This window comes from Streptomyces peucetius, from assembly GCF_025854275.1.
GTDB lineage: Bacteria > Actinomycetota > Actinomycetes > Streptomycetales > Streptomycetaceae > Streptomyces > Streptomyces peucetius_A.
Genome location: NZ_CP107567.1, coordinates 6177572 through 6198518, shown reverse-complemented (window position 1 = coordinate 6198518; position 20947 = coordinate 6177572). Strand labels below are relative to the sequence as shown.

General features: G+C 71.9%; 20 protein-coding genes and 4 pseudogenes. 18 read left to right on the top strand and 6 right to left on the bottom strand.

Going from position 1 to position 20947, the window contains the following annotated elements:
• Window positions 1-17 precede the first annotated feature (17 nt).
• The 10 genes from OGH68_RS28245 (at window position 18) to serS (ending at window position 9221) form a co-directional block, all read left to right on the top strand.
• Complete coding sequence (locus tag OGH68_RS28245) at window positions 18-1157, top strand: acyl-CoA dehydrogenase family protein (RefSeq protein ID WP_264247825.1); 1140 nt, start codon at window positions 18-20, stop codon at window positions 1155-1157.
• Window positions 1158-1292: 135 nt separating this feature from the next.
• The gene (locus OGH68_RS28240; protein ID WP_264247824.1) at window positions 1293-2588 is read left to right on the top strand and encodes an aspartate aminotransferase family protein; all 1296 of its coding nucleotides are present in this window, start codon (window positions 1293-1295) and stop codon (window positions 2586-2588) included.
• 2 nt (window positions 2589-2590) lie between these two features.
• A complete protein-coding gene (locus tag OGH68_RS28235) occupies window positions 2591-3073 on the top strand; it encodes a type II toxin-antitoxin system RatA family toxin (RefSeq protein ID WP_043378878.1) in 483 nt (160 codons plus the stop codon).
• A 21-nt stretch (window positions 3074-3094) separates the two neighbouring features.
• Window positions 3095-3703, top strand: coding sequence for a hypothetical protein (locus OGH68_RS28230; protein WP_264247822.1), 609 nt, complete (start codon window positions 3095-3097; stop codon window positions 3701-3703).
• On the top strand, window positions 3700-4257 hold the full coding sequence (locus OGH68_RS28225; protein ID WP_264247821.1) for a flavin reductase family protein: 558 nt from the start codon (window positions 3700-3702) through the stop codon (window positions 4255-4257). Before OGH68_RS28230 ends, OGH68_RS28225 begins: the two co-directional genes overlap by 4 nt.
• Window positions 4254-5246: a VlmB-like protein gene (locus tag OGH68_RS28220; protein WP_030234932.1), complete on the top strand. Its 993-nt coding sequence runs from the start codon at window positions 4254-4256 to the stop codon at window positions 5244-5246. Before OGH68_RS28225 ends, OGH68_RS28220 begins: the two co-directional genes overlap by 4 nt.
• Window positions 5243-6250, top strand: a complete 1008-nt coding sequence (locus OGH68_RS28215) for a beta-ketoacyl-ACP synthase III (protein ID WP_264247820.1) — start codon at window positions 5243-5245, stop codon at window positions 6248-6250. The genes OGH68_RS28220 and OGH68_RS28215 overlap by 4 nt, the downstream gene beginning before the upstream one ends.
• Before the next feature lie 106 nt (window positions 6251-6356).
• A complete protein-coding gene (locus tag OGH68_RS28210) occupies window positions 6357-6587 on the top strand; it encodes an acyl carrier protein (RefSeq protein ID WP_018888444.1) in 231 nt (76 codons plus the stop codon).
• Window positions 6587-7807 (top strand): beta-ketoacyl-[acyl-carrier-protein] synthase family protein, encoded by a 1221-nt coding sequence (locus OGH68_RS28205; RefSeq protein ID WP_018888443.1) that lies wholly within the window; start codon window positions 6587-6589, stop codon window positions 7805-7807. The genes OGH68_RS28210 and OGH68_RS28205 overlap by 1 nt, the downstream gene beginning before the upstream one ends.
• 136 nt (window positions 7808-7943) lie before the next feature.
• The gene (gene serS / locus OGH68_RS28200) at window positions 7944-9221 is read left to right on the top strand and encodes a serine--tRNA ligase (protein WP_264247819.1); all 1278 of its coding nucleotides are present in this window, start codon (window positions 7944-7946) and stop codon (window positions 9219-9221) included.
• An 83-nt stretch (window positions 9222-9304) separates the two neighbouring features.
• Here the strand turns inward: serS and fabI are convergent, their stop codons facing one another.
• The 6 genes from fabI to OGH68_RS28170 form a co-directional block, all read right to left on the bottom strand.
• Entirely contained in the window at window positions 9305-10069 is a 765-nt protein-coding gene (gene fabI, locus OGH68_RS28195) for an enoyl-ACP reductase FabI (RefSeq protein WP_030234948.1), read from the bottom strand.
• On the bottom strand, window positions 10066-10392 hold the full coding sequence (gene fdxA / locus OGH68_RS28190; protein ID WP_018888440.1) for a ferredoxin: 327 nt from the start codon (window positions 10390-10392) through the stop codon (window positions 10066-10068). Before fdxA ends, fabI begins: the two co-directional genes overlap by 4 nt.
• Before the next feature lie 2 nt (window positions 10393-10394).
• Window positions 10395-11819 (bottom strand): MFS transporter, encoded by a 1425-nt coding sequence (locus OGH68_RS28185; protein ID WP_264247818.1) that lies wholly within the window; start codon window positions 11817-11819, stop codon window positions 10395-10397.
• Between the two features lie 181 nt (window positions 11820-12000).
• Window positions 12001-13104 (bottom strand): fatty acid desaturase family protein, encoded by a 1104-nt coding sequence (locus OGH68_RS28180; RefSeq protein WP_264247817.1) that lies wholly within the window; start codon window positions 13102-13104, stop codon window positions 12001-12003.
• A 245-nt stretch (window positions 13105-13349) separates the two neighbouring features.
• The gene (locus tag OGH68_RS28175) at window positions 13350-13514 is read right to left on the bottom strand and encodes a hypothetical protein (RefSeq protein WP_167343788.1); all 165 of its coding nucleotides are present in this window, start codon (window positions 13512-13514) and stop codon (window positions 13350-13352) included.
• A 143-nt stretch (window positions 13515-13657) separates the two neighbouring features.
• Window positions 13658-14653: a DUF2156 domain-containing protein gene (locus tag OGH68_RS28170; protein WP_264247816.1), complete on the bottom strand. Its 996-nt coding sequence runs from the start codon at window positions 14651-14653 to the stop codon at window positions 13658-13660.
• Window positions 14654-14828: 175 nt separating this feature from the next.
• Between OGH68_RS28170 and OGH68_RS28165 the strand changes: the two are divergent.
• From OGH68_RS28165 to OGH68_RS28130, 8 genes and pseudogenes are all read left to right on the top strand, one after another.
• Window positions 14829-14921: pseudogene (locus OGH68_RS28165) on the top strand.
• A 31-nt stretch (window positions 14922-14952) separates the two neighbouring features.
• Window positions 14953-15045 (top strand): annotated as a pseudogene (locus tag OGH68_RS28160).
• Window positions 15046-15465: 420 nt separating this feature from the next.
• Complete coding sequence (locus tag OGH68_RS28155; protein ID WP_030862306.1) at window positions 15466-16260, top strand: AfsR/SARP family transcriptional regulator; 795 nt, start codon at window positions 15466-15468, stop codon at window positions 16258-16260.
• Window positions 16261-16370: 110 nt separating this feature from the next.
• Window positions 16371-16802 (top strand): hypothetical protein, encoded by a 432-nt coding sequence (locus OGH68_RS28150; protein WP_078878630.1) that lies wholly within the window; start codon window positions 16371-16373, stop codon window positions 16800-16802.
• A gap of 24 nt (window positions 16803-16826) precedes the next feature.
• On the top strand, window positions 16827-18371 hold the full coding sequence (locus OGH68_RS28145; RefSeq protein WP_264247815.1) for an acyl-CoA carboxylase subunit beta: 1545 nt from the start codon (window positions 16827-16829) through the stop codon (window positions 18369-18371).
• 32 nt (window positions 18372-18403) lie between these two features.
• Window positions 18404-18592, top strand: coding sequence for an acyl-CoA carboxylase epsilon subunit (locus OGH68_RS28140; RefSeq protein ID WP_018888431.1), 189 nt, complete (start codon window positions 18404-18406; stop codon window positions 18590-18592).
• Between the two features lie 194 nt (window positions 18593-18786).
• Window positions 18787-20042, top strand: a pseudogene (locus tag OGH68_RS28135) (transposase); the annotation flags it as partial.
• Window positions 20041-20266, top strand: a pseudogene (locus tag OGH68_RS28130) (IS701 family transposase); the annotation flags it as partial. The pseudogenes OGH68_RS28135 and OGH68_RS28130, both read left to right, overlap by 2 nt.
• Between the last annotated feature and the right edge of the window lie 681 nt (window positions 20267-20947).

Genomic DNA, 20947 nt, shown 5'->3' with positions numbered 1-20947 from the left:
TTCGCTGGAGGCTTCCGTTGCGTTCCCTCGACCTCGCCCGCTCCGTCTGCGAGCGCTTCCACCCCGGTCTGCTCAAGGAGCTGGACCAGATCCCGTACACCGACCGCGAGCGGCCCGGCAGCCCGGTGATCGACCTGTTCCGCATCCACGGCGGGGTCGGTCTGCTGATCCCCGAGGAGTACGGCGGCCACGGCGCCGACGCCCTGGACGCAATGCGGGTCCAGCTGGCCCTGGGCGCCGTGTCCCCGTCGCTGGTGGCGGCCGTCTCGATGCACCACTTCACCACCGCGATGCTGTACTCGCTGGCCGTCAAGGCGGGCCGGCTGACCGACGAGCAGACGGCCCTGCTGCGCCGGATCGTGCCCGACCAGCAGGTGATGGCGTCCGGCTGGGCCGAGGGCCGGACGGCGCAGAACATCCTCAAGCCGGCCGTGACCGCCCGCCCGGTGCGCGACGGGTTCCTGCTCACCGGCGCCAAGAAGCCGTGCAGCCTGTCCCGTTCGATGAGCCTGCTCACGGCGAGCGTCGCCATCCACGGCGACGACGGCGAGCCGGAGCTGGCGCTCGCCCTGGTGCCGGCCGACGCGCCCGGCCTGACCGTGCACCCGTACTGGGGTAACGACCTGCTGGCGGGCGCGGAGAGCGAAGAGGTGCGGCTGGAGGACGTGTTCGTACCGGCCGGCATGGTCGTGCGGGCCGGCGCCGACGACCCGCACCGCCTCGACGACCTCCAGTCGGCCGGGTTCGTCTGGTTCGAGCTGCTGATCTCCGCCGGGTACGCGGGCGGTGCGCTGGAGCTGGTGGAGCAGGTGCTGGAGCGCGAGCGCGGCAGCGTGGCGGAGCGGGCCTCCCTCGCCGTGGACATGGAGACCGCGGTCGCGCTGCTGGAGGGCGTCGCGCGGGCGACCGGCCCGGAGCCCGGTGACGAGGAGTCGGTGGCCCGCGTACTGGTGGCCCGGTACGCCGTGCAGAACGCCCTGCCCGACATCGCCTCCCGCGCCCTGGAACTGCTGGGCGGCCTGGACTTCATCCGCGGCTCCGGTCCGGCACAGGCCGCGGCCGCGCTGCGGGCCCTCGCCTTCCACCCGCCATCGCGCGCCGCCGCCGCCGAGCCGCTGCTGCGCTGGTTCGGCGGCGGCGAGCTCGTCCTCGCCTAGGGCCGCGGCCGGGACGGTTCGCCGGCCGGTGAAAACCCGGTCACAGCACCACTGCCGCGGCCGGACAGGCCCCCGGCCGCCGCACGGTCCCGGTCCTGTCCGCACGACCCCACGACCCCTTGGAGTGAGCCACACGTGACCGTCATCCAGGAATCCCCGGCGGCTTCGTCCGCCGACGCCGAGGCAGAAATCCTTGGCCTGTACCGCGCGCATCTGAGCAAGGGCCGGGCCACGCTCGCCGAACTGTTCGGCAGCCACATGGAGGTGGCGTCCGAGGGCGCCTGGGTCACCACCAGCGACGGTGAGCGCTTCCTCAACGCCGGCGGCTACGGCGTGTTCGTGATGGGCGCCCGCCACCCGATCGTGATGGAGGAGGTGGAGCGCCAGCTGCGCACCCACCCCACCGCGACCCGCATCCTGCTGGAGCCCACCGTGGCCCGCGCGGCCGAGGCACTGGTCTCGGTGCTGCCGCCCGGTCTGGACCGGGCGCACTTCGCGCTGTCGGGGGCGGAGGCGGTGGAGACCGGCCTGAAGCTGGCCCGCGCGGGCGGTTTCAAGCGCACGGTCTCCATGCGCGGCGGCTACCACGGCAAGACCCTCGGCGCGCTGTCGGCCACCGCCAAGGAGGTCTACCAGCGGCCGTTCCGCCCGCTGGTGCCCGACTTCCTGCACCTGCCCTTCGGTGACGCCGACGCCCTGGAGGCCGAACTCGCCGCTCACCCGGGCGAGGTGTGCGTCATCCTCGAACCGGTCCAGGGCGAGGGCGGTGTGATCATCCCGCCGAAGGGCTACCTCAAGCGCGTCGAGGAGCTGGTGCGCGAGTACGACGGCTTCCTGATCCTCGACGAGGTGCAGTCCGGCTTCGGCCGGCTCGGCGAGTGGTGGGGCGCCGACATCGAGGGCGTCGTCCCGGACGTCCTGCTCGCCGGCAAGGCGCTCGGCGGCGGGGTGATGCCGGTCTCGGCGGCCGTCGCCACCCGCAAGGCCTTCCGTCCCTTCGACAAGGACCCCTACGTCCACACCGCCACGTTCTCCGGCCAGCCGGTACTGATGGCCGCGGTCCAGGGCGCCATCCGGGCCGTGAAGGAGGAGCGCCTGGTCACCAGGGCGCTGGACCTCGGCGCCCGGCTGCTGCCGGCGATCACCGAGATCGCGCGCCGCAACATCCCCGACCTCGTGGTGGACGTGCGCGGCCGGGGCCTGCTGATCGGCGTCGAGCTCGTCGAGGCCGGGCTGGCCGGCGAGCTGCTGATCGAACTGTTCAACCACGGCGTGGTCGCCAACCATTCGATGAACGGCAGCTCGGTGGTGCGGTTCACCCCGCCCGCCGTGCTCGGCGACACCGACGTGGACTTCCTCCTCAACTCCTTCGACCTGGCCACCCGCGACCTCGTACGGGGCGCGGCCAAGATGCCGGAAGGCGGTAACTGATCGTGAGGCACGTCGAACTCGATGCCCTGATACCCGGGGAGCAGGCCGAGACGGTCCTGCACGCCGTACGGCGCTGGGAGCGGTACCCGGACCTGGCGCCCCACGTCAACGCGACCACGGTGCACGCCGCCTACCCCGACCCCGCCGCCTCCTCCAGCTGGGAGCTGCACTTCCGCAGCGGCCTGCTGCGCTGGACCGAGGACGACACCGTGCTGCCGGAGCAGGGCGAGATCCGCTTCGAGCAGTCCGACGGGGACTTCGACTCCTTCTCCGGGACCTGGTCGGTGACGCAGGACGGCGACGACGTCGCGGTCCGCTTCGACGCCGACTTCGACTTCGGCATCCCGAGTCTGGAGGGCATCCTCGACCCGATCGCCGAGCGGGTCATCAAGGAGACCGTGGCCTGGGCGCTGACCGGTCTGTTCCCCGCCGTGCGCATCAGCGGCGGCATCGAACTCACCCCGCCCGCCGCGGTCGGCGCCTAGCGCATCAGGGAGCTGCTGACCATGGACCAGGCAAACCCGTTCGAGACACCGCGCACGTACTCGCTGCACCGCGCCGAGTACGTGGTGGGCTTCGCCGTCACCACCGGCCTGATGATCGCCCACTTCGACGAGATCCGCTGGCTGCCGGCGATCGCCCTCTTCCTCTACATCGACCTGATCGGATACATCCCGGGCGCGATCGCGTTCCGGCGCAGTGGCGGGCGGCCGATCCACAAGGCGTACTACGTCCTGTACAACGTGATGCACAGCCTCATCACCCAGGCCGCCGTGGCCGCCCTGTGGTGCTGGCTGGTGAAGCCGGAGTGGGCGCTGCTGGTGCTGCCCTTCCACCTCTTCGGCGACCGCGGGCTGTTCGGCAACTTCATGAAGTCCTTCGCGCTGCCCTTCGAGCCGGTCCGCCAGCCCGGCTACCTGCGGCTCCTGGACGACCTGGGCCTGCCGCACCCCAAGCCGGTCGGGCATGTGACGGACCCGGTGCCGGTCGGGCACGTCCCGGTCCGCAAGCCGGTGCCGGCGCCGCGGGCGGACACCGCCGCGGCGCAGGAGGCCCCGGCGCAGGCCGCCGTGGCCGGAGAGTCCGCGGCCAGGCAAGCGGAGGCGCTGCGATGAGCACCGCGACCGCGACCGGCCCGCGCACGCGCCGGCCCGTCCGCCAGGACCCGGCCGAACGGCGCCGGGCGCTCTACCACCTGGCGTCCCCGGTGTCGGTGCTGACCACCGGCCCGGAGAGCCGGATGCACGGCACCACCGCGAGCACGGTCACCCTGGTCTCGCGCGAGCCGCTGCTCGTCGGCGTCGTGCTGCGGGCCGGGTCGTCCTTCGCGCGGCGGGCCGCCGCCACGGGCCGGTTCGCGATCAACGTGCTGGGCGGTGACCAGGCGGAGGTGGCCCGCCGGTTCGCCGACAGCGGGCGCCCCGACGGCAGCGCCCAGTTCGCGGGCCTGGCCTGGACGGCGGACCCGTACGCGCAGGCCCCGCTCATCGCGGGCGCGCTCGCCCACTACACCTGCCGCTTCCACTCCGCCCACGCCGCGGGCGACAGCGAGCTGCTGCTCGGCCACGTCGTGCGCGCCAGGGCGGACGAAGGGCTCCCCCTGCTGAGTTACGCCGGCCGCCTGCACGCCGGCACCCTGCACCCGGCGAAGGAGGCCGCAGCGTCATGACGCAGTCCAAGGTACTCGTGGCCCCCGAGGCCGACTGGGACAAGGCGCCCGGTCTGCTGGACGGGGCGAAGGAACTCACCCTCGGTCCCGAGGAGTGCGACCTCGCCTACTGGATCACCTCGGTGGCCCAGGGCACGCTGCGCGACCGCGGCGTGACCGGCCACCACGACGACGCGATCGTCCCGGACTTTCTGAAGGAGCCGGGCCCGCTGCGCGAGGCGCTGGTGCTGGAGTTCGGTCTGCGCGGGCTGTCCGAGGAGCTGGCCACCCGGCTGCTCGGCCACTACGTGTCGATCGCGCCCGGCATCCCCGAGATGGAGTTCTACGCCACCCAGTTGCTCGACGAGGCACGGCACGCCCGGGTGTTCCGCAACCACCTGGTGGAGCTGGGCATCCCGGCCGACACGCTCCTGAAGAGCATCGACGAGATGGCCCGGGACTACCGCGCCCGGGTGCTGGACCCGGTGGTCGACTTCACCCTCGACATCGTCCGGGACCAGGCCGACTTCCCCGGCGGTGTCGCCGTGTTCGCCATCGTCATCGAGGGCGTGCTGGCGCCGGCCGCCGAGCTGAGCGAACGCAAGTGGACTCCCCTGTCCCCGGCCACCGGCGAGATCTCCCGCGGCACCGCGATCGACGAGATCCGCCATCTGACGGTGGCCAGCACCATCCTGCGCGACCACGTGGCCGCGCACCCCGAGTACCGTCCGCGCCTGCTGGAGATCCTGCGGGCCGGCGTGCGTCTGTGGGACGAGATCCCCGACCGGGAGTTCGTGATCCACCGCGAGGAGCTGTTCCAGGAGGGCATGCTCCGGCACGCCGACCGGATCGGCGACTACGAGATCTGGCCCGGCGTGCGGATGCTCGACACCACTCCCGAGCAGCGCTACGACATGGCCGAGCGGTGGACCGACGAGATGGCCGAGGCCCGGATGGCCTACATGGGCCTGCCCCTGGAGGTCCTCAGCAGTCCGGGGCCGGGCGCGTGAGCACCCGACGGGCCGCCGTGGTCTGCGGGATCGGGTCGTACGTCCCGCCCGACGTGGTCACCAACGAGGATCTGGCCCGGAGCCTGGACACCTCGGACGACTGGATCCGCTCGCGCACCGGGATCGCCCGGCGCTGTGTGGTCGCCCCGGGCACGGCGACCAGCGACCTGGCGGTCGAGGCGGGCCTGCGGGCGCTGAAGTCGGCGGGAGACGGGCGGGCGGGCGCGGTGGTGCTGGCCACCACCACCCCGGACCAGCCGTGCCCGGCCACCGCGCCGCAGGTCGCGGCGCGGCTCGGACTCGGCGAGGTGCCCGCCTTCGACGTGGCCGCCGTCTGCTCCGGCTTCCTGTACGGCCTGGCCAGTTCGGCGGGCCTGATCGCCGCCGGGGTGACGGACCGGGTGCTGCTGATTGCCGCCGACGCGTTCACGACGATCATCAACCCCGAGGACCGCACCACGGCGGTGATCTTCGCGGACGGCGCGGGCGCGGTACTGCTGCGGGCCGGCTCCCCCAGGGAGCCGGGCGCGGTGGGCCCGCTCGTGCTGGGCAGCGACGGCGGGCTGAGCCATCTGATCGAGGTGCCGGCCGGAGGGTCGCGGCAGCGGTCGTCCGGCCGGGAGCCCGCGCCGGAGGACCGTTTCTTCCGGATGGTGGGCCGCGACACCTACCGGCACGCGGTGGAGCGGATGACCGTCACCTCCACCGAGGCGGCAGAGCGGGCCGGCTGGCGGCCGTGCGACGTCGACCGGTTCGCCGCGCACCAGGCCAACGCCCGCATCCTGGAGGCGGTCTCGGAGCGGCTCGGCATCTCCGGCGAACGGCGGCTGAGCAACATCGCACGGGTCGGCAACACCGGCGCCGCCTCACTGCCGCTGCTGCTGGCCGAGAGCGCGGCGGACGGACGGCTCACCGCCGGGCACCGGCTGCTGCTGACCGCGTTCGGCGGCGGGCTGTCCTGGGGCGCGACCACGCTGGTCTGGCCCGAGGTGCAGACCATCTGACGTCTCGTCACAGGCGGGGCCCGGGCCGGCCCCTCCAACAAGCGTTGTCCGACACAGCGGAGAACGGGCGCTTGCGCCTTCGAGAGAACTGTCGAAAGGAACCGACATGCTGGAGCAGCTCAAGGAAATCCTGTCCAACAAGCTCAAGGTGTCGCCGGAGGCCATCACCCCGGAGGCCACTCGGGAGGACATCGAGCTGGACTCGCTGGCCGTGGTGGAGCTGTCACTGCTGCTGAAGTCCGAGCTCGGCCTGGACGTCAGCGACGACGACCTGCTGGAGGCGGAAACCGTGGCCGACATGGTCCGGCTGATGGAGGAGCGGAGTGCGAAGGTCTGATGGCCGGCATGGACATCGCCGTCACCGGGCTCGGCCTGGTCACCCCGGGTGGTATCGGGGTCGGGCCGAGCTGGGCGGCGGTCTGCGACGGCAGGCCGGCCGCCGCCCTCGATCCGCTGCTGACGGATAACCCCGTACGTATCTCCTGCCGGGTGCCCGGCTTCGACCCCGAGCGCCTGCTGAGCGCGCGGCGGGCCCACCGCCTGGACCGGTTCGTCCAGTTCGCGCTGGTCGCCGCGCACGAGGCGGTGGCCGACGCGGGCCTCGATCCGCAGACGTGGGACGGGGCGCGGGTGGGTGTGGTGCTGGGCTGCGCAGACGGCGGCCCGGGCACCGTCGAGGAACAGCACCACGTGCTGCGCGAGCAGGGCGCCGACCGGGTCTCGCCGCTGCTGCTGCCCATGCAGCTGCCGAACATGCTGGCCGGGCAGACGGCCATCGAATTCGGGGCGACCGGGCCCAACCTGGTGGTGGCCACCGCCTGCGCCTCGGGCGCGACCGCCATCGGCACGGCCCGGGACCTGCTCGCCCTCGGCCGCTGCGACATCGTCCTCGCGGGCGGCAGCGAGGCCATGGTCACCCCACTGGTCATGGCCGGCTTCGCCCAGATGGGGGCGCTGTCGAAGCGGCACGACGACCCGGCCTCCGCGTCCCGGCCGTTCGACGCCGACCGGGACGGCTTCGTCGCCGGGGAGGGCGCCGGCATCCTCGTCATGGAACGGGTGGCGGACGCCCGCGCCCGCGGCGCCCATGTGCACGGCCGGATCATCGGCTACGGCGCCACCGCCGACGCCCACCACATGACGTCGCCGCACCCCGACGGCGCGGGCATCGAGGCCGCCGTCCGCGCCGCGCTCGCCGACGCGGGCGCGGACCCGGACGACGTCCAGCACGTCAACGCCCACGGCACGTCGACACCGCTGAACGACCTGGCGGAAGCCCGCATGATCGGCCGGACGCTGCGCGGGGACCCGCTGGTCACGTCCACGAAGGGAGTCACCGGACACCTGCTCGGCGCGGCCGGGGCAGTCGAGGCCGCCTTCACCGTGCTGAGCGTCGAGCACGAACTCGTGCCCCCCACTGCCAACCTCGTCATGCCCGACTCCAGGATCGACATCAAACTCGCCCAGGCCGCCACCTACATGCCCATCGACCTCGCCCTGAGCAACTCCCTGGGCTTCGGCGGCCAGAACACGGCCCTGGCCATCGCCCCGGCCTGAACGGCCCGGACACATACCGGCAGCCGCCCGCGGAGCACCTCCGCCGGGCGGCTGTTCCCGTGCGGCACCCGGCGGCACGGCACCCGCCCCGCCGGTCCGCGGGCCACCCCATCCCGCCACACGTCAGGAGTCCACCGTGCACGATCCCCAAGAACTGCTGAAGGACGGGCCGCAGGCCGTACGGCGGCTGGCCCGCCGCCGCCACGACCTCGACCCGGCCGCGCTGGCCGACGCCCTGCGCGAGCGCAACGGCGCGCAGGCGGAGGTGACCCGGCTGCGCACCGAGCTGAACCGCACGGCCAGGGCCCGCCGCTCCGGCCCGCCGACCGAGGAGGAAAAGGCGTCCGCCCGGGCGCTGCGGACCGAGGTGCAGCGGGCCGAGGCCGCCGCCCGCACGGCCGCAGCACACCTGACCGAGCTGCTGCTCTCCGTCCCCAACATCCCCCTGGACGCGGTCCCGGACGGCGACTCGGAGAAGGAGACCGTGGAGATACGCCGGGGCGGTCCCGCTCCGCGTCCGGCGGACGGCGCCCGCCACCACGCCGACATCGGGGAGTCCCTCGGCATCCTCGACGGCCCGGCCGCGGCCCGGCTGTCCGGTGCCCGCTTCGCCGTCGCCCGCGGGGCCGGGGCACGACTGGAGCGGGCCCTGCGCGACTTCCTCCTCGACCTGCACACCCGCGAGCACGGCTACACCGAGCAGTCGGTGCCGTTCCTGGTCGACCGCGACACCATGACCGGGACCGGGCAGCTGCCCAAGTTCGAGGACGACCTGTTCCGCACCCAGGTCGGTGAGCGGGAACTGTTCCTGATCCCCACCGCCGAGGTCCCGCTGACCAACCTGGTGGCCGGCCGGCTCCTCGACTCCCGCTCGCTGCCGCTGGCCTTCACCGCCTGCACGCCGTGCTTCCGGGCGGAGGCCGGGGCGTACGGCCGGGACACCCGCGGCATCCTGCGGCTGCACCAGTTCGAGAAGGTGGAGCTGGTGCGCGTCTGCGCCCCCGAGGACGCCCCGGCACAGCTCGAACTCATGGTGAACCACGCCGAGGAGTGCCTGAAGCGCCTGGAACTGGCGCACCGCGTGGTGCTGCTGCCGGCCGGCGACCTCGGGTTCTCCGCCCGGATGACCTACGACGTCGAGGTGTGGCTGCCGGGCAGCGGCTCCTACCGGGAGATCTCCTCGGTCTCCGACTGCGGCACCTTCCAGGCGCGTCGCGCGGACATCCGCGTCAAGCGGCCCGACGGGAGCAGGACGCCGGCGGTCACGCTGAACGGCTCGGCGCTGCCGATCGGCCGCACGGTCGCCGCGCTGCTGGAGCAGGGCGTGCGGGAGGACGGCTCGGTGGTGCTGCCCGAGGCCCTCGTCCCGTACACCGGCTTCCGCCGGATCCTGCCGGGCGGGGACACCGCGTAGGCGCCGGCGGGCGCCACCGCGAAAGGGGCGGGAGCCGGGTCCGCGACCCGCTCCCGCCCCTTTCGCCGCGCCCGGCCCGGGGCTCAGGCGCCCATCATGTGCACCCCTCCGTCGACGTGCACGATCTCCCCCGTGGTGCGCGGGAAGAAGTCCGACAGCAGGGCGACGACCCCGCGGGCCGCCGGGTCCGGGTCGGTGGGGTCCCAGCCCGCCGGGGCCCGGTGCTCCCAGACCCCGGCGAGGTCGGCGAACCCGGGGATGGACTTGGCCGCCATGGAGCGCAGCGGTCCCGCCGCGACGAGGTTGCAGCGGACGCCGCGACCGCCCAGGTCCCGGGCGAGGTAGCGGCTGGTCGACTCCAGGGCGGCCTTGGCGACGCCCATCCAGTCGTAGCGCGGCCAGGCGACCGCGGCGTCGAAGGTCAGCCCGACCACCGAGCCGCCGCGCCGCTCCATCAGCGGCAGGCAGGCCGTGGTCAGCGACTTCAGGGAGTACGCCGACACGTGCACGGCGGTCGACACGTCGTTCCAGTCGCCGTCCAGGAAGGAGAAGGCGCCCCGCGGCCCGTAGGCGATGGAGTGCACCAGTCCGTCCAGGGTGTCGGTGTGCTCGCGGATCCGGTCGCCGAGGCCGTCCAGTTGCCGCTGGTCGGTGACGTCGAGTTCGAGCACCGGGGCCGGCTTCGGCAGCCGTCCGGCGACGCGCTCGATCAGGGAGAGGCGCCCGAAGCCGGTGAGGACGACCTCGGCACCCTCCTCCTGGGCGATGCGGGCCGTGTGGAAGGCGATGGACGCGTCCGTGACGACCCCGGTCACCAGGATCCGCTTGCCGGCGAGGAGTCCGCTCATGTCCGGGTCACCGCCTCGGGCAGGGCCCGCACCAGCGGGGAGTCGTGGCCGAGGGCACCGAGTGCGGCGGCGCCGCCGGGCGAGCCCACGGCGGCGAAGAAGTCGGCGTTGGAGGCGGTGTGGTCGCCCCACTCGGCGGGCACGTCGTCCTCGAAGCGGATCGCCTCGACGGGGCAGACGGGTTCGCAGGCGCCGCAGTCGACGCACTCGTCGGGGTGGATGTACAGGGCCCGGCGGCCCTCGTAGATGCAGTCCACGGGGCACTCGTCGACGCAGGAGCGGTCCTTGACGTCGACGCAGGGCAGCGCGATGACGTAGGCCATCGTCAGCTCCTCTTCGTCACGGGGGTGGTCGGGGGGCCGGGGACGCCGTCGACCGGAGCCCCGGTGGTGCGCTCGCCCAGCAGCAGGACGGTCGCCGCCAGGGCCGCCATCGCCGCGGCGATGACCCCGAACAGGGCACCGGGGCCGTGCGAGTCCAGGACCGGCAGCAGGACGAACGGCAGTGCGGCAGCGCTGAGTTTGGACAGCGAGTAGGCGGCGCCGGACGCGGTGGCGCGGATCGCGGTCGGATACTGCTCGGAGAGGTACACGTGCGAGACGCTGGAGAAGACGTTGCTGCACAGGGTGTAGACGAAGCCGAACGCCACGATGAGCGCGGGGGATCCGGCGTAGGCGAAGCCGAGGCCGGCCACCATCATCGCCGCCGCGGAGGCCGCGACCAGCGTCCGGCGCTCGAACCGGTCGACGATCGGCAGGGCCAGCGCGGAACCGACCGGGTAGCCCAGGAAGGACAGCGCGGTGAAGCCGATGCCCGCGACGATGCCATAGCCCTTGGCCGCGACGATCTGGGGGGCCAGCGTGCCGAAACCGTAGTAGCCGACCACGGACAGCACGCAGAAGATCCACAGCACCACCGTGCGGCGCCGCATGCCGCGGCCGAACACGTCGCGCACACGGTGGCGCACCGCGGCCGGTTCCACCGGTCCGGCGGTGTCCGCGGCCACCGGGCGAACCGTCGCGGGACGGTCCGGGTAGGCCTGCTTCTCCATCTCGGCCACCAGCAGCTCGGCCTCCTCGGTGCGGCCCTGGGCGGCCAGCCACCTCGGCGACTCGATCAGCCGGCGGCGCAGCACCCACACCACGGCGGAGCCCAGCGACCCGATCACGAACAGCCAGCGCCAGCCGTCGATGCCCAGCGGGGACAGGGGCACCAGCCACAGTGCGGCGAAGCCGACGGCGGGCACCCCGCAGAAGGCGACGGTGTAGGCCCAGGCGATGTACCGGCCGCGCCGCTTGGCGGGCAGCACGTCGGCCAGGTAGCAGTCGGACAGCACCTGTTCGGCACCGATGCCGATGCCGGCCATGAAGCGGGTGACGATCAGCCAGGCGGCGTTCGGCGAGAAGGCGCCCAGCAGGGAGAAGCCCGAGTAGACGGCGAGGTTGATCAGGAAGGCCCGGCGCCGGCCGAACCGGTCGGCGATCCGGCCGAGCACCAGCGAGCCGATGAACTGGCCGATGAACACCGAGGCCAGGACGAGTTTGAGCTCGGTCGACCCGAAGGCGAAGTCGCTCTGGAGCACCTTGGCGATGGTGCCCGAGAGGTTGTTCTCGAACGTGTCGAAGAGCAGGCCGATGCCGATGACCATGGTGAGTCTTCGGTGCATCGGGGTGATCGGCATGCGGTCCAGGCGGACCCCGATCGCGGCGGGAGCGGTGACACCGACCGCCGCCGTGGTGGTCTGGGACATGGGGAGGCTCTCCTTGGACTCCTGGTTCTCAGGGACTCCGGTGAGGGAACCGCCCGGGCCGACGGCGGGCCCGGGCGTGCGGCCCGGGGGCCGGGGCTGTGGACGCGTGGGGGTGCGGGGCCGTGCGGGACCGGAGCGTGGGGGGTCCCGGACCGACGGCGACCGAGGGGCGCGGGCCGGGTCAGGCCGCCTGGGCTGCCCGGCGCCTGATCTCCTCCTCCACGGTCCCGGCCCGCACCGGCTCACTGACCTCGTGCAGGTAGGAGGCGACCTCCCGGTAGGACGTCCAGAAGCCGACCTCGTGGTACGGCACCCCGCGCTCGGCGCAGTAGGCGCGGGTCAGTTCCCGGGCGCGCGGCAGGTGCTTCTGCGGCATGGCCGGGAACAGATGGTGCTCGACCTGGTAGTTGAGGCCGCCGTAGAGGAAGTCGACCACCGGGTTCGGGCGGATGTTGCGGGAGGTGAGGACCTGGCGCTCCAGCCAGTCCAGGGTCTCCTCCTCGCCGTCGCGGACGTCCATGCCCTTGTGGTTCGGGGCGAAGATCATGCCGAAGTAGACGCCCAGGGCGGCGTGCTGCACGAGGATGAACGCGACGGCGAGGACCGGCGAGAGAACCGTGAAGACCAGGGCGCAGTAGACCGCGGCGCGCAGCACGACCAGGAACGACTCCAGCACGGGCCGCTTGGTCTTGCCCTGCGCGATGGACACCACGGCCGTCCGGAGCATCTTGAAGCCCTCCAGGACGAGCAGCACGAAGAACAGCACGCTCTGGTGGCGCACGACGAACTTCTGCGTGCCCCGCCGGCTGGGGTACTGCTTGACGTCGAAGATGACGGTGCGCCGGCCGATGTCCGGGTCCTTGTCCAGGTGGTTGGGGTTGCTGTGGTGTCGGTTGTGGTGGTTGACCCACCAGCCGTAGCTGACCCCGTTGACGAGGTTGGCGTGGATGTAGCCGACGGCGGAGGCGGCCTTCTTGCTGCGGAACATGGCCTTGTGTCCGGCGTCGTGCCACATGAACGCCGACTGGCCGCCGCACAGCCCCATCCACAGGGCCGTCAGCAGCTGCCACCAGGAGTCGCCCAGGGCGAAGAACGCGGCGAATCCGATCAGCAGCAGGGTGGTGTTGAGGGCGAGACGGCCCACGTAGTAGCGCGGGTCGAGGTCGAGGAGACCTTCCGCCTTGACGCGTTTGAGGAGCTCGGCGAACGTCGCCGAGGCGCCGGTGCGCGGGCCGGCCGCGGAGGCGGCTGCTGCCCCGGCTTCTTGTGTGTGCGGACGCTGCATGCGTTGCTCTCCTTGGGAGAAGTGCCCGGTTCGGGCGGCGGCGACGCTGCCCGGCGGACCTGCGGGCGCCGCGAGTCGACAGTGCTCCCGCGGGCGGTCGGGAACGCGCGGGCGTGCCCGCCCGGCGGTCCGGGAACGCCGGAGCACAGTGCGGTACTCCGCCGGGGGACCACCGGACGAACACGTGTCCAGCGTGCTGCGCCGCGCTGATGTGCCACTGATGCCGGTCTGATCGGCGGCGGCCGTCAGGCGGCGGACTCGGCGCGCAGCCGTTCGTCGAGCGCCAGGACGGCGGCGTCCGCGTCGCGCGCCACTTCCTCGTTGTCGGGCGCGCCGATGACGGCCATCAGCCGCTCGACCACGGTGTGCTGGAGGACTTCGGTGCTGGTGTCGGGTCCGTTGTCGCTCATCGCTGGTTCTCCTGTTCCGGAAGACGGGTGGTGCGTGAGGGCGGTGCGGGGAGGGTGACCCGCGGCGCGCCGCGACGCCGCACCCCGCTGCGGGCACGGTCGGTCCGGAGTGCCCCGCTGCGGGCGTGGCAGATGACGGGTCGTCAGAACGCCTTGCAGGCACGGAAGACGTGGGCGAAGGACGCCAGCGAGGCCTGCGGGCCGTCGAAGGCGACGTACTCCGGAATGACCACGTCCGGAGCCCACTTCTGCTTGTACGACAGCTGGGTCTGCGCCGGGTACAGCGCGGCCCCCTCGGCCCACAGGGCGTGCATCAGCCACTGGAACGCCGGGCTGTGGCCGTCGATCTCGTGGCCGGCGTCGAGGCCGGTGAACGGGGTGAAGCCGAAGTGCAGCCACTCGACGCCCTCCGAACGGAACACCTCGGCGGCGGTCGCGTTGATGGCCTCCATCAGTCCCGGGGAGCTGTCCGGGACGCGCCGGCTCAGGTCGTGCATCCAGCCGGCCCGGCCGCCGTACACCGGCGAGTAGGAGATGTACGCCACGGGGCTGCCGTCGATGGTGCCGGTGAACAGCCGGCGGTGTGCCTGGGCCGGTCCGCCGATCTGGCCGACCAGGAACTCCAGTTGCTGGGCGCCGCCCTTGGAGCCGAGCCAGGCCCGGTCGATGGCGGCGATCGCGTCCTGCCAGTCGTCGGCGGAGACCTCCTGGACGACCAGGCCGTTGCGGCGGGCCCGGGAGATCTTGTTGCGCAGCTGCATGAAGCGGGTGCCGCGCAGTGTGAAGTCCGGCAGGCCGACGGCCCAGGAGGCGCCGACCTGGTTGACGGTGAAGCCGCGGCGGGCGTAGTGCTCGGCGTCGGCGCGCTGGAGCTGGATGGCGACCAGGGTGCGGCCCTCGTCGCGGACGTGCCGGCGGAAGGCCTCCAGGAGAGGGTCGTGGTCGTCGGGGGCGGCGAAGGGGCCGCCGAACTGGACGGCGAACCGACCCGTGCGGCGGTACACGACGACGCCGTCGGCACCGGCCAGTGTGAAGACGTCGTTTCCGCTGTTGAGGGCCAGGAACGCGCTGGGGTTCTCGCTTGACGTATGGGTGCGTATCGCCTCGAGAACCGGGTTGTCCATGGCGGTCACGGTCATTGTTTTCCCCTTTCGGGAGCGTTTTCCGTCGTCCCGAGTAGAGCATCGAGGGCAGGTGCGGGAAAAGACCGGACGGGAATTCTCAGATCGAGTCAGAGAAACGTCAGCGCTTTGTCAGATCTCCCTGCCAATGTTGTTCTCGTGAACGGCACGGGAGACCGGAAGCCGGGAACAAGGAGAGGTGCCCGGAGCGGCTCAACGGGGACCAGAGAGCAATCTCACGGTCGGGCCCACAAAGCCCACGCAGGTTCGAATCCTGCCCTCTCCGCGAAAACGGCCACGCACCAACGGCCACACAAGGAGAGGTGCCCGGAGCGGCTCAACGGGGACCAGAGAGCAATCTCACGGTCGGGCCCACAAAGCCCACGCAGGTTCGAATCCTGCCCTCTCCGCTCGTCGTATACGCCCCGGCACCCGGCTTCCGGCGCGGCCCCGCCCCACCGGCCGCGCGGCCCCGGTGCCGCACGCACCGTCGGCGACCCCCGCGCCGACGGACACACGCGCCCCGGCGCACCGCCCGGCACTGGGCGGTGCGCCGGGGCGCAGACACGTCCGCATCCACCACCACCACTTCCGCTTGACCTCTGTCGTCCGGCAACCGCACAGGTCAGCGCCCTTGTCGGCACGACTCGGACGCGTGCAGCAGAAAAATACCTTCCCAAAGGAATCATTCTGTGCCAGGATGGAGTCGGGAGGAAACCCCGTGACGGAAACCGGCCGGGAGACCGCCACGCGGCCTCGGCCGCAGAGACGGACCGCCGCGACCGGCCCCCCCGACCACTCTCTGCCGCACTGATCGCCAAGGGGGAAACATGCTGAGGTTCTCGATCCTCGGGGCACTGCAGATCCGCACCGCGTCGGGACCGGCCGAGATCTCCGGCGATCTGCAACGGACCCTGGTCCAGACGCTGCTGGTCAGCGAGGGCCAGTCGGTCTCCGGTGAGGCGCTGGTCGAGGAGATGTGGGGCGAGGGCGCCCCGGACAACCAGGCCAACGCCCTGCAGGCCCATGTCAGCCGGCTGCGCCGTAAGCTGCGCGGCCTGGAGCCCGACCGCACCACCTCGCGCGTCACCATCCACCCCTCGGGCTACCGCCTGACGGTCAACGAGGGGGAGCTGGACGCCGCCGAGTTCGTCAGGACGGTCCGCCAGGCCGAGACCCTCGGCTCGGGCTCACCGGAGGAGGCGGCCCGGTTACTGAGACAGGCCCTGGCCATGTGGCGGGGGCCGGTCTTCGGCGGCTTCACCGGCGGGACCCTGTGCCAACTCGCCGGCGCCCGCTACGAGGAGTACCGCATGCGGGCCATGGAGCTCCGCTTCGACGCCGAGCTGCGGCTCGGCCGGCACGCCGCCGTCCTGGCCGAACTCGCCGAGACCCACACGAGCCACCCGCTCAGGGAACGCTTCTGCGAGCAGCTGATGATCGCCCTGTACTGCGCGGGCCGCCAGGCCGACGCCCTGGATGTGTTCCGCCGTATGCGCCGCCACCTCGCCGACGAACTCGGCATCGAGCCCTCCCCCGCGCTGCGGCAGGTCGAGAGCGCCATCCTGTCCCACGACCCGGCCCTGTCCGGTGACGTGCGCGCTCCCCTGCTCCAGCTCACCTGACGCCACCGGTCCCGACGCCGCGCGTAAGCGGCACGTCAGCCGCTGGTCAGCACTGCCTGTAACGATCCGGATCGGAAGTGGAAACCGCCCCTCGACCTTTGGAGAACCACATGACCACGAGCCAGTCGCCGGCCCGCGCCGTGACGACCCAGGGGCGCGCGGAGGCCGCGCGTCCGTTACGTCTCTTCCTCGGCCTCGACGCCGTCGTGACCGGCGGCAACGGCCTCATCTACCTGTTCGCCGCCGGCCCGGTGGGGGACCTGCTCGGCCTCGACACCAGCTTCCTCCGCGGCATCGGCGTGTTCCTCACCGTCTACGGCGCACTGGTCGCCGTGCTGGCCAGCCGTCCGGTGCCGTCCACCGCGGCCACCAAGGTGGTCATCGAGGCGAACCTGCTGTGGGCGGTCGCGAGCGTGGCCGCCGTGGTCTTCGGCTGGCTGGACCCGAACACCGTCGGCACGGTGTGGACCCCGCTCCAAGCGGCCGTCGTCGCGGCCTTCGCCGTGCTCCAGATGAACGGTCTGCGTCGGCTCGGCAACTGACATCCCGTCCCATCAGGGGGAGACATGAGGTCCCACGTCGCGGAGCTGGCCGGGATACGCCGCCAGGTGCTGGCCGGCCCTAGTGAGAAGGCGACGCGGGCGCAGCACGCCAAGGGCAAGCTGACCGCGCGCGAGCGCATCGGCCTGCTGTTGGACGAGGGCTCGTTCCGCGAGGTCGAGCAGCTGCGCCGACACCGGGCGACCGGATTCGGTCTGGAGGCCAGGAAGCCGTACACGGACGGTGTGATCACCGGCTGGGGCACGGTGGAGGGCCGCACGGTGTTCGTCTACGCCCACGACTTCCGGATCTTCGGCGGTGCGCTGGGCGAGGCCCACGCCAACAAGATCCACAAGATCATGGACATGGCCATCGCGGCGGGCGCACCGCTGGTCTCCCTCAACGACGGCGCCGGCGCCCGCATCCAGGAGGGCGTCACCGCGCTCGCCGGCTACGGCGGCATTTTCCAGCGCAACACCCGGGCGTCCGGCGTCATCCCGCAGATCTCGGTGATGCTCGGCCCGTGCGCCGGAGGTGCCGCCTACTCCCCCGCACTCACCGACTTCGTGTTCATGGTCCGCGAGACGTCGCAGATGTTCATCACCGGACCGGACGTCGTCAAGGCGGTCACCGGTGAGGAGATCACCCAGAACGGCCTCGGCGGCGCGGACGTGCACGCCGAGACCAGCGGCGTCTGCCACTTCGCCCACGACGACGAGGAGACCTGCATCCAGGAGGTCCGCTACCTCCTGTCCCTGCTCCCGCAGAACAACCGGGAGAACCCGCCCGCGGTGCCGTGCGACGACCCGCACGACCGTCGCTGCGACACCCTCGCCGACCTGGTCCCGGCGGACGGCAACCGGCCCTACGACATGGCGGAGGTCATCGAGGAGATCGTCGACGACGGCGAGTACCTGGAGGTCCACGAGCGCTGGGCGCGCAACATCATCTGCGCGCTGGCCCGTCTCGGCGGGCAGGTGGTGGGCGTCGTCGCCAACCAGCCCAGAGTGCTCGCCGGTGTCCTGGACATCGAGGCCAGCGAGAAGACCGCCCGCTTCGTGCAGATGTGCGACGCCTTCAGCATCCCGATCGTCACCCTCCTGGACGTCCCCGGGTTCCTGCCCGGCGTCGACCAGGAGCACGGCGGCATCATCCGCCACGGCGCCAAACTGCTGTACGCGTACTGCAACGCCACGGTGCCGCGGATCTCCCTGATCCTGCGCAAGGCCTACGGCGGCGCCTACATCGTCATGGACAGCCAGTCCATCGGCGCCGACCTCACCTACGCCTGGCCCACCAACGAGATCGCCGTCATGGGCGCCGAGGGCGCGGCCAACGTCATCTTCCGCCGCCGGATCGCCGAGGCCGAGGACCCCGAAGCCATGCGGGCCGAGCTGGTCAAGGAGTACAAGGCGGAACTGATGCACCCCTACTACGCGGCCGAGCGCGGCCTCGTCGACGACGTCATCGACCCCGCCGACACTCGCGAGGTCCTCATCCGCTCACTGGCGATGCTGCGCACCAAGCACGCCGACCACCCCGCCCGCAAGCACGGCAACCCCCCTCAGTGACGGCACGGCCGCCCCACAGTGACGGAGGTCCCATGCTCACTCCCCCGCCCCCCATCCGCATCGAGAAGGGCCAAGCCACGGACGAGGAACTGGCCGCCCTCGCGGCCCTGCTGCTCAGCCGTGCCACCCGGGCCGACGTCGACGCGCAGGCGTCCACCCCCGGCACCACCTCCTGGCGCCCCCGCCCTTTCCACCCCCCGCACAGCTGGCAGACGCCCTGAGCTGTGACGCGCCGAAGCGCCGGACCGGCCCCCTCCCTCCGAGGCGGCCGGTCCGGCGCTTCGGCGCACCCAACTCCCGCCGGGACTCGGGCGTCCCCATTCACCCGGTCCAGCCTGGGCGTTTCACTTGCCGCGGTGTCCGAGTCTTGGTCGGAAAAGCGAAAGTGCCTTCTGATGAGGCTTGTCTAAGGCCTCTGTCATCACAGCGGGAAGGCACTTTCTGCGTGCAGCCCATCCGGTCGCGTCCCAAGCTCGTCGTGTCGGCCGACGGTCACGGGGTGGTCAGCCACGCCGGATCCCGCCTGCTGGCCGATCTCGCCGATGTCACTGGTCTGACCAGCGCCTTCATGGATGCATTGCGCCGGTTGCGGCCGCGTGGCACCGGGCACGATCCCGGCCGGATCGCGGTCGATTTCGCGGTCATGCTCGCCGACGGCGGCGAGGCGATAGCGGACCTGGCCCTGCTGCGCGATCAGGCAGAGGTGTTCGGCCCCGTCGCCTCCGGCCCGACCGCCTGGCGCCTGCTGGCCGGCATCGACTCGGCAGGACTCGCCCGCCTGCGCTCGGCCAGGGCCACCGCCCGGGAGATCGCCTGGCTGCAGGCCGCCGAGACCAGGGCAGGGATACCCGCAGCCCGCGCGGGCGGACGCGACCTGCCCGGCCTGGTCCTGGACCTCGACGCCACCCTGGTCACCTGCCACTCCGAGAAAGAGCAGGCAGCGGCGACCTACAAGCGCGGCTTCGGCTACCACCCGCCGCTGTGCTTCCTGGACAACACTGGCGAAGCCCTGGCCGGAGTCCTCAGGCCCGGCAACGCCGGCGCCAACACCGCCGTCGACCACATCACCGTCCTCGACCAGGCACTTGCCCAGACCCCCGACACCCACCGCCACAGCACACCCATCCTCATCCGCGCCGACAGCGCCGGAGGAGCGAAGCGTTCCTGGACTACGTGCGGGCCCTGCGCTCATGCGGAATCCTCACCTACTTCTCCGTCGGATACGCCGTCACCGAGCCGATCCGCCAGGCGATCCGAGCCCTGCCCGAGCAGGTCTGGCATCCCGCACTCGAACAGGACGGCACCCTGCGCCAGGGCGCGGAAGTCGCGGAGCTGACCGGCGTGATCGACTGCGAAGGCATGCGCCACCAGGTCTTCCTCACCGACACCCCCTACGGCGAGGGCTCCTTGCAGCACCTGGAGGTCCGCCATCGCGGACACGCCCGCGTCGAGGACCGCATCCGCAACGGCAAGACCACCGGCCTGGGCCGCTTCCCCTCCCGCCACTTCCAGATCAACGCCGCCTGGCTGGAGCTCGCCCTGACCGGCGCCGACCTGCTCGCCTGGACTCAAACACTGCTGCTGGCAGGCGAGTTGGCCACCGCCGAGCCAAAGAAGCTCCGCTACCGGCTGCTGCACGCAGCCGCCCGCATCACCCGGGGCGGCCGCCGTGGCCTTGCGTATCCGGCCTGCCGGACGCGAGATCCGCCAGGACCACCGAGGGCCCGGAGCTGCCCGAGTGCTGGCTGCTGACCGAGTGGCCCGCCGCCGAGACCGAGCCGGTCCAGTTCTGGCTCTCCGACCTGCCCGCCGACACCCCACTGACCACCCTGGTCCGGCTCGCCAAGCTCCGCTGGCGCATCGAGCACGACTACCGGGAAATGAAGCAGGCCCTGTCACGCTCCGTCAGAAACAGCGTCGAACGAGCGTCAAGACATTTCCCGAACCCGTCCCTTACGGAGTTGAGGCCGAGCGTTCTCGACTCACACCCCTGCTGCGAAACGCAGGTGAGACGTGTGGCAGGAACCTACAGCATGCTCCACGCGGTGAACCTACGGAAACATGTCGGCACGACCCGCCCGCAACCTGGGGAATCAGAAAATCAGCAGGTCAGCGGCCCTTTGCTGCGAGCTCAAGAATCGCCACACACTCCACGTGCGACGTCATCGGAAAAATGTCGGACTGAGCGGGTCTCGGAAAGACCCGGGTCAGAGGCCATTTCTCGGCCGACTGGCCTGCGTGCGGGGGCACAGAGCGTCAAACGAGCGTCATGACCAACAGCCCATCCCTCCGGTCAGGGCGGGGCATGCTGCCAAAACCGCGCCCTCGTGCAAGCCCGCCCTCGTTCACTCCGGACATGGTTCCCGCATCGCACCCCGCACCACTTCTCCGGCCTCTATACATCCGGGCTGGCGTCCATTTCGGCACCGCCGACCTCGTCCGCCGACAGCGGGCCGCCACTCTCGCCCAGGTGTACGGGGCGGCCCCCATCCCTTCGGCCTCCGACCCCAGCCACCGAACCTGCCCAAGGCCGTGTGAATCAATGAACCCAGCGGGAGACAGAACCCAAGTCATGG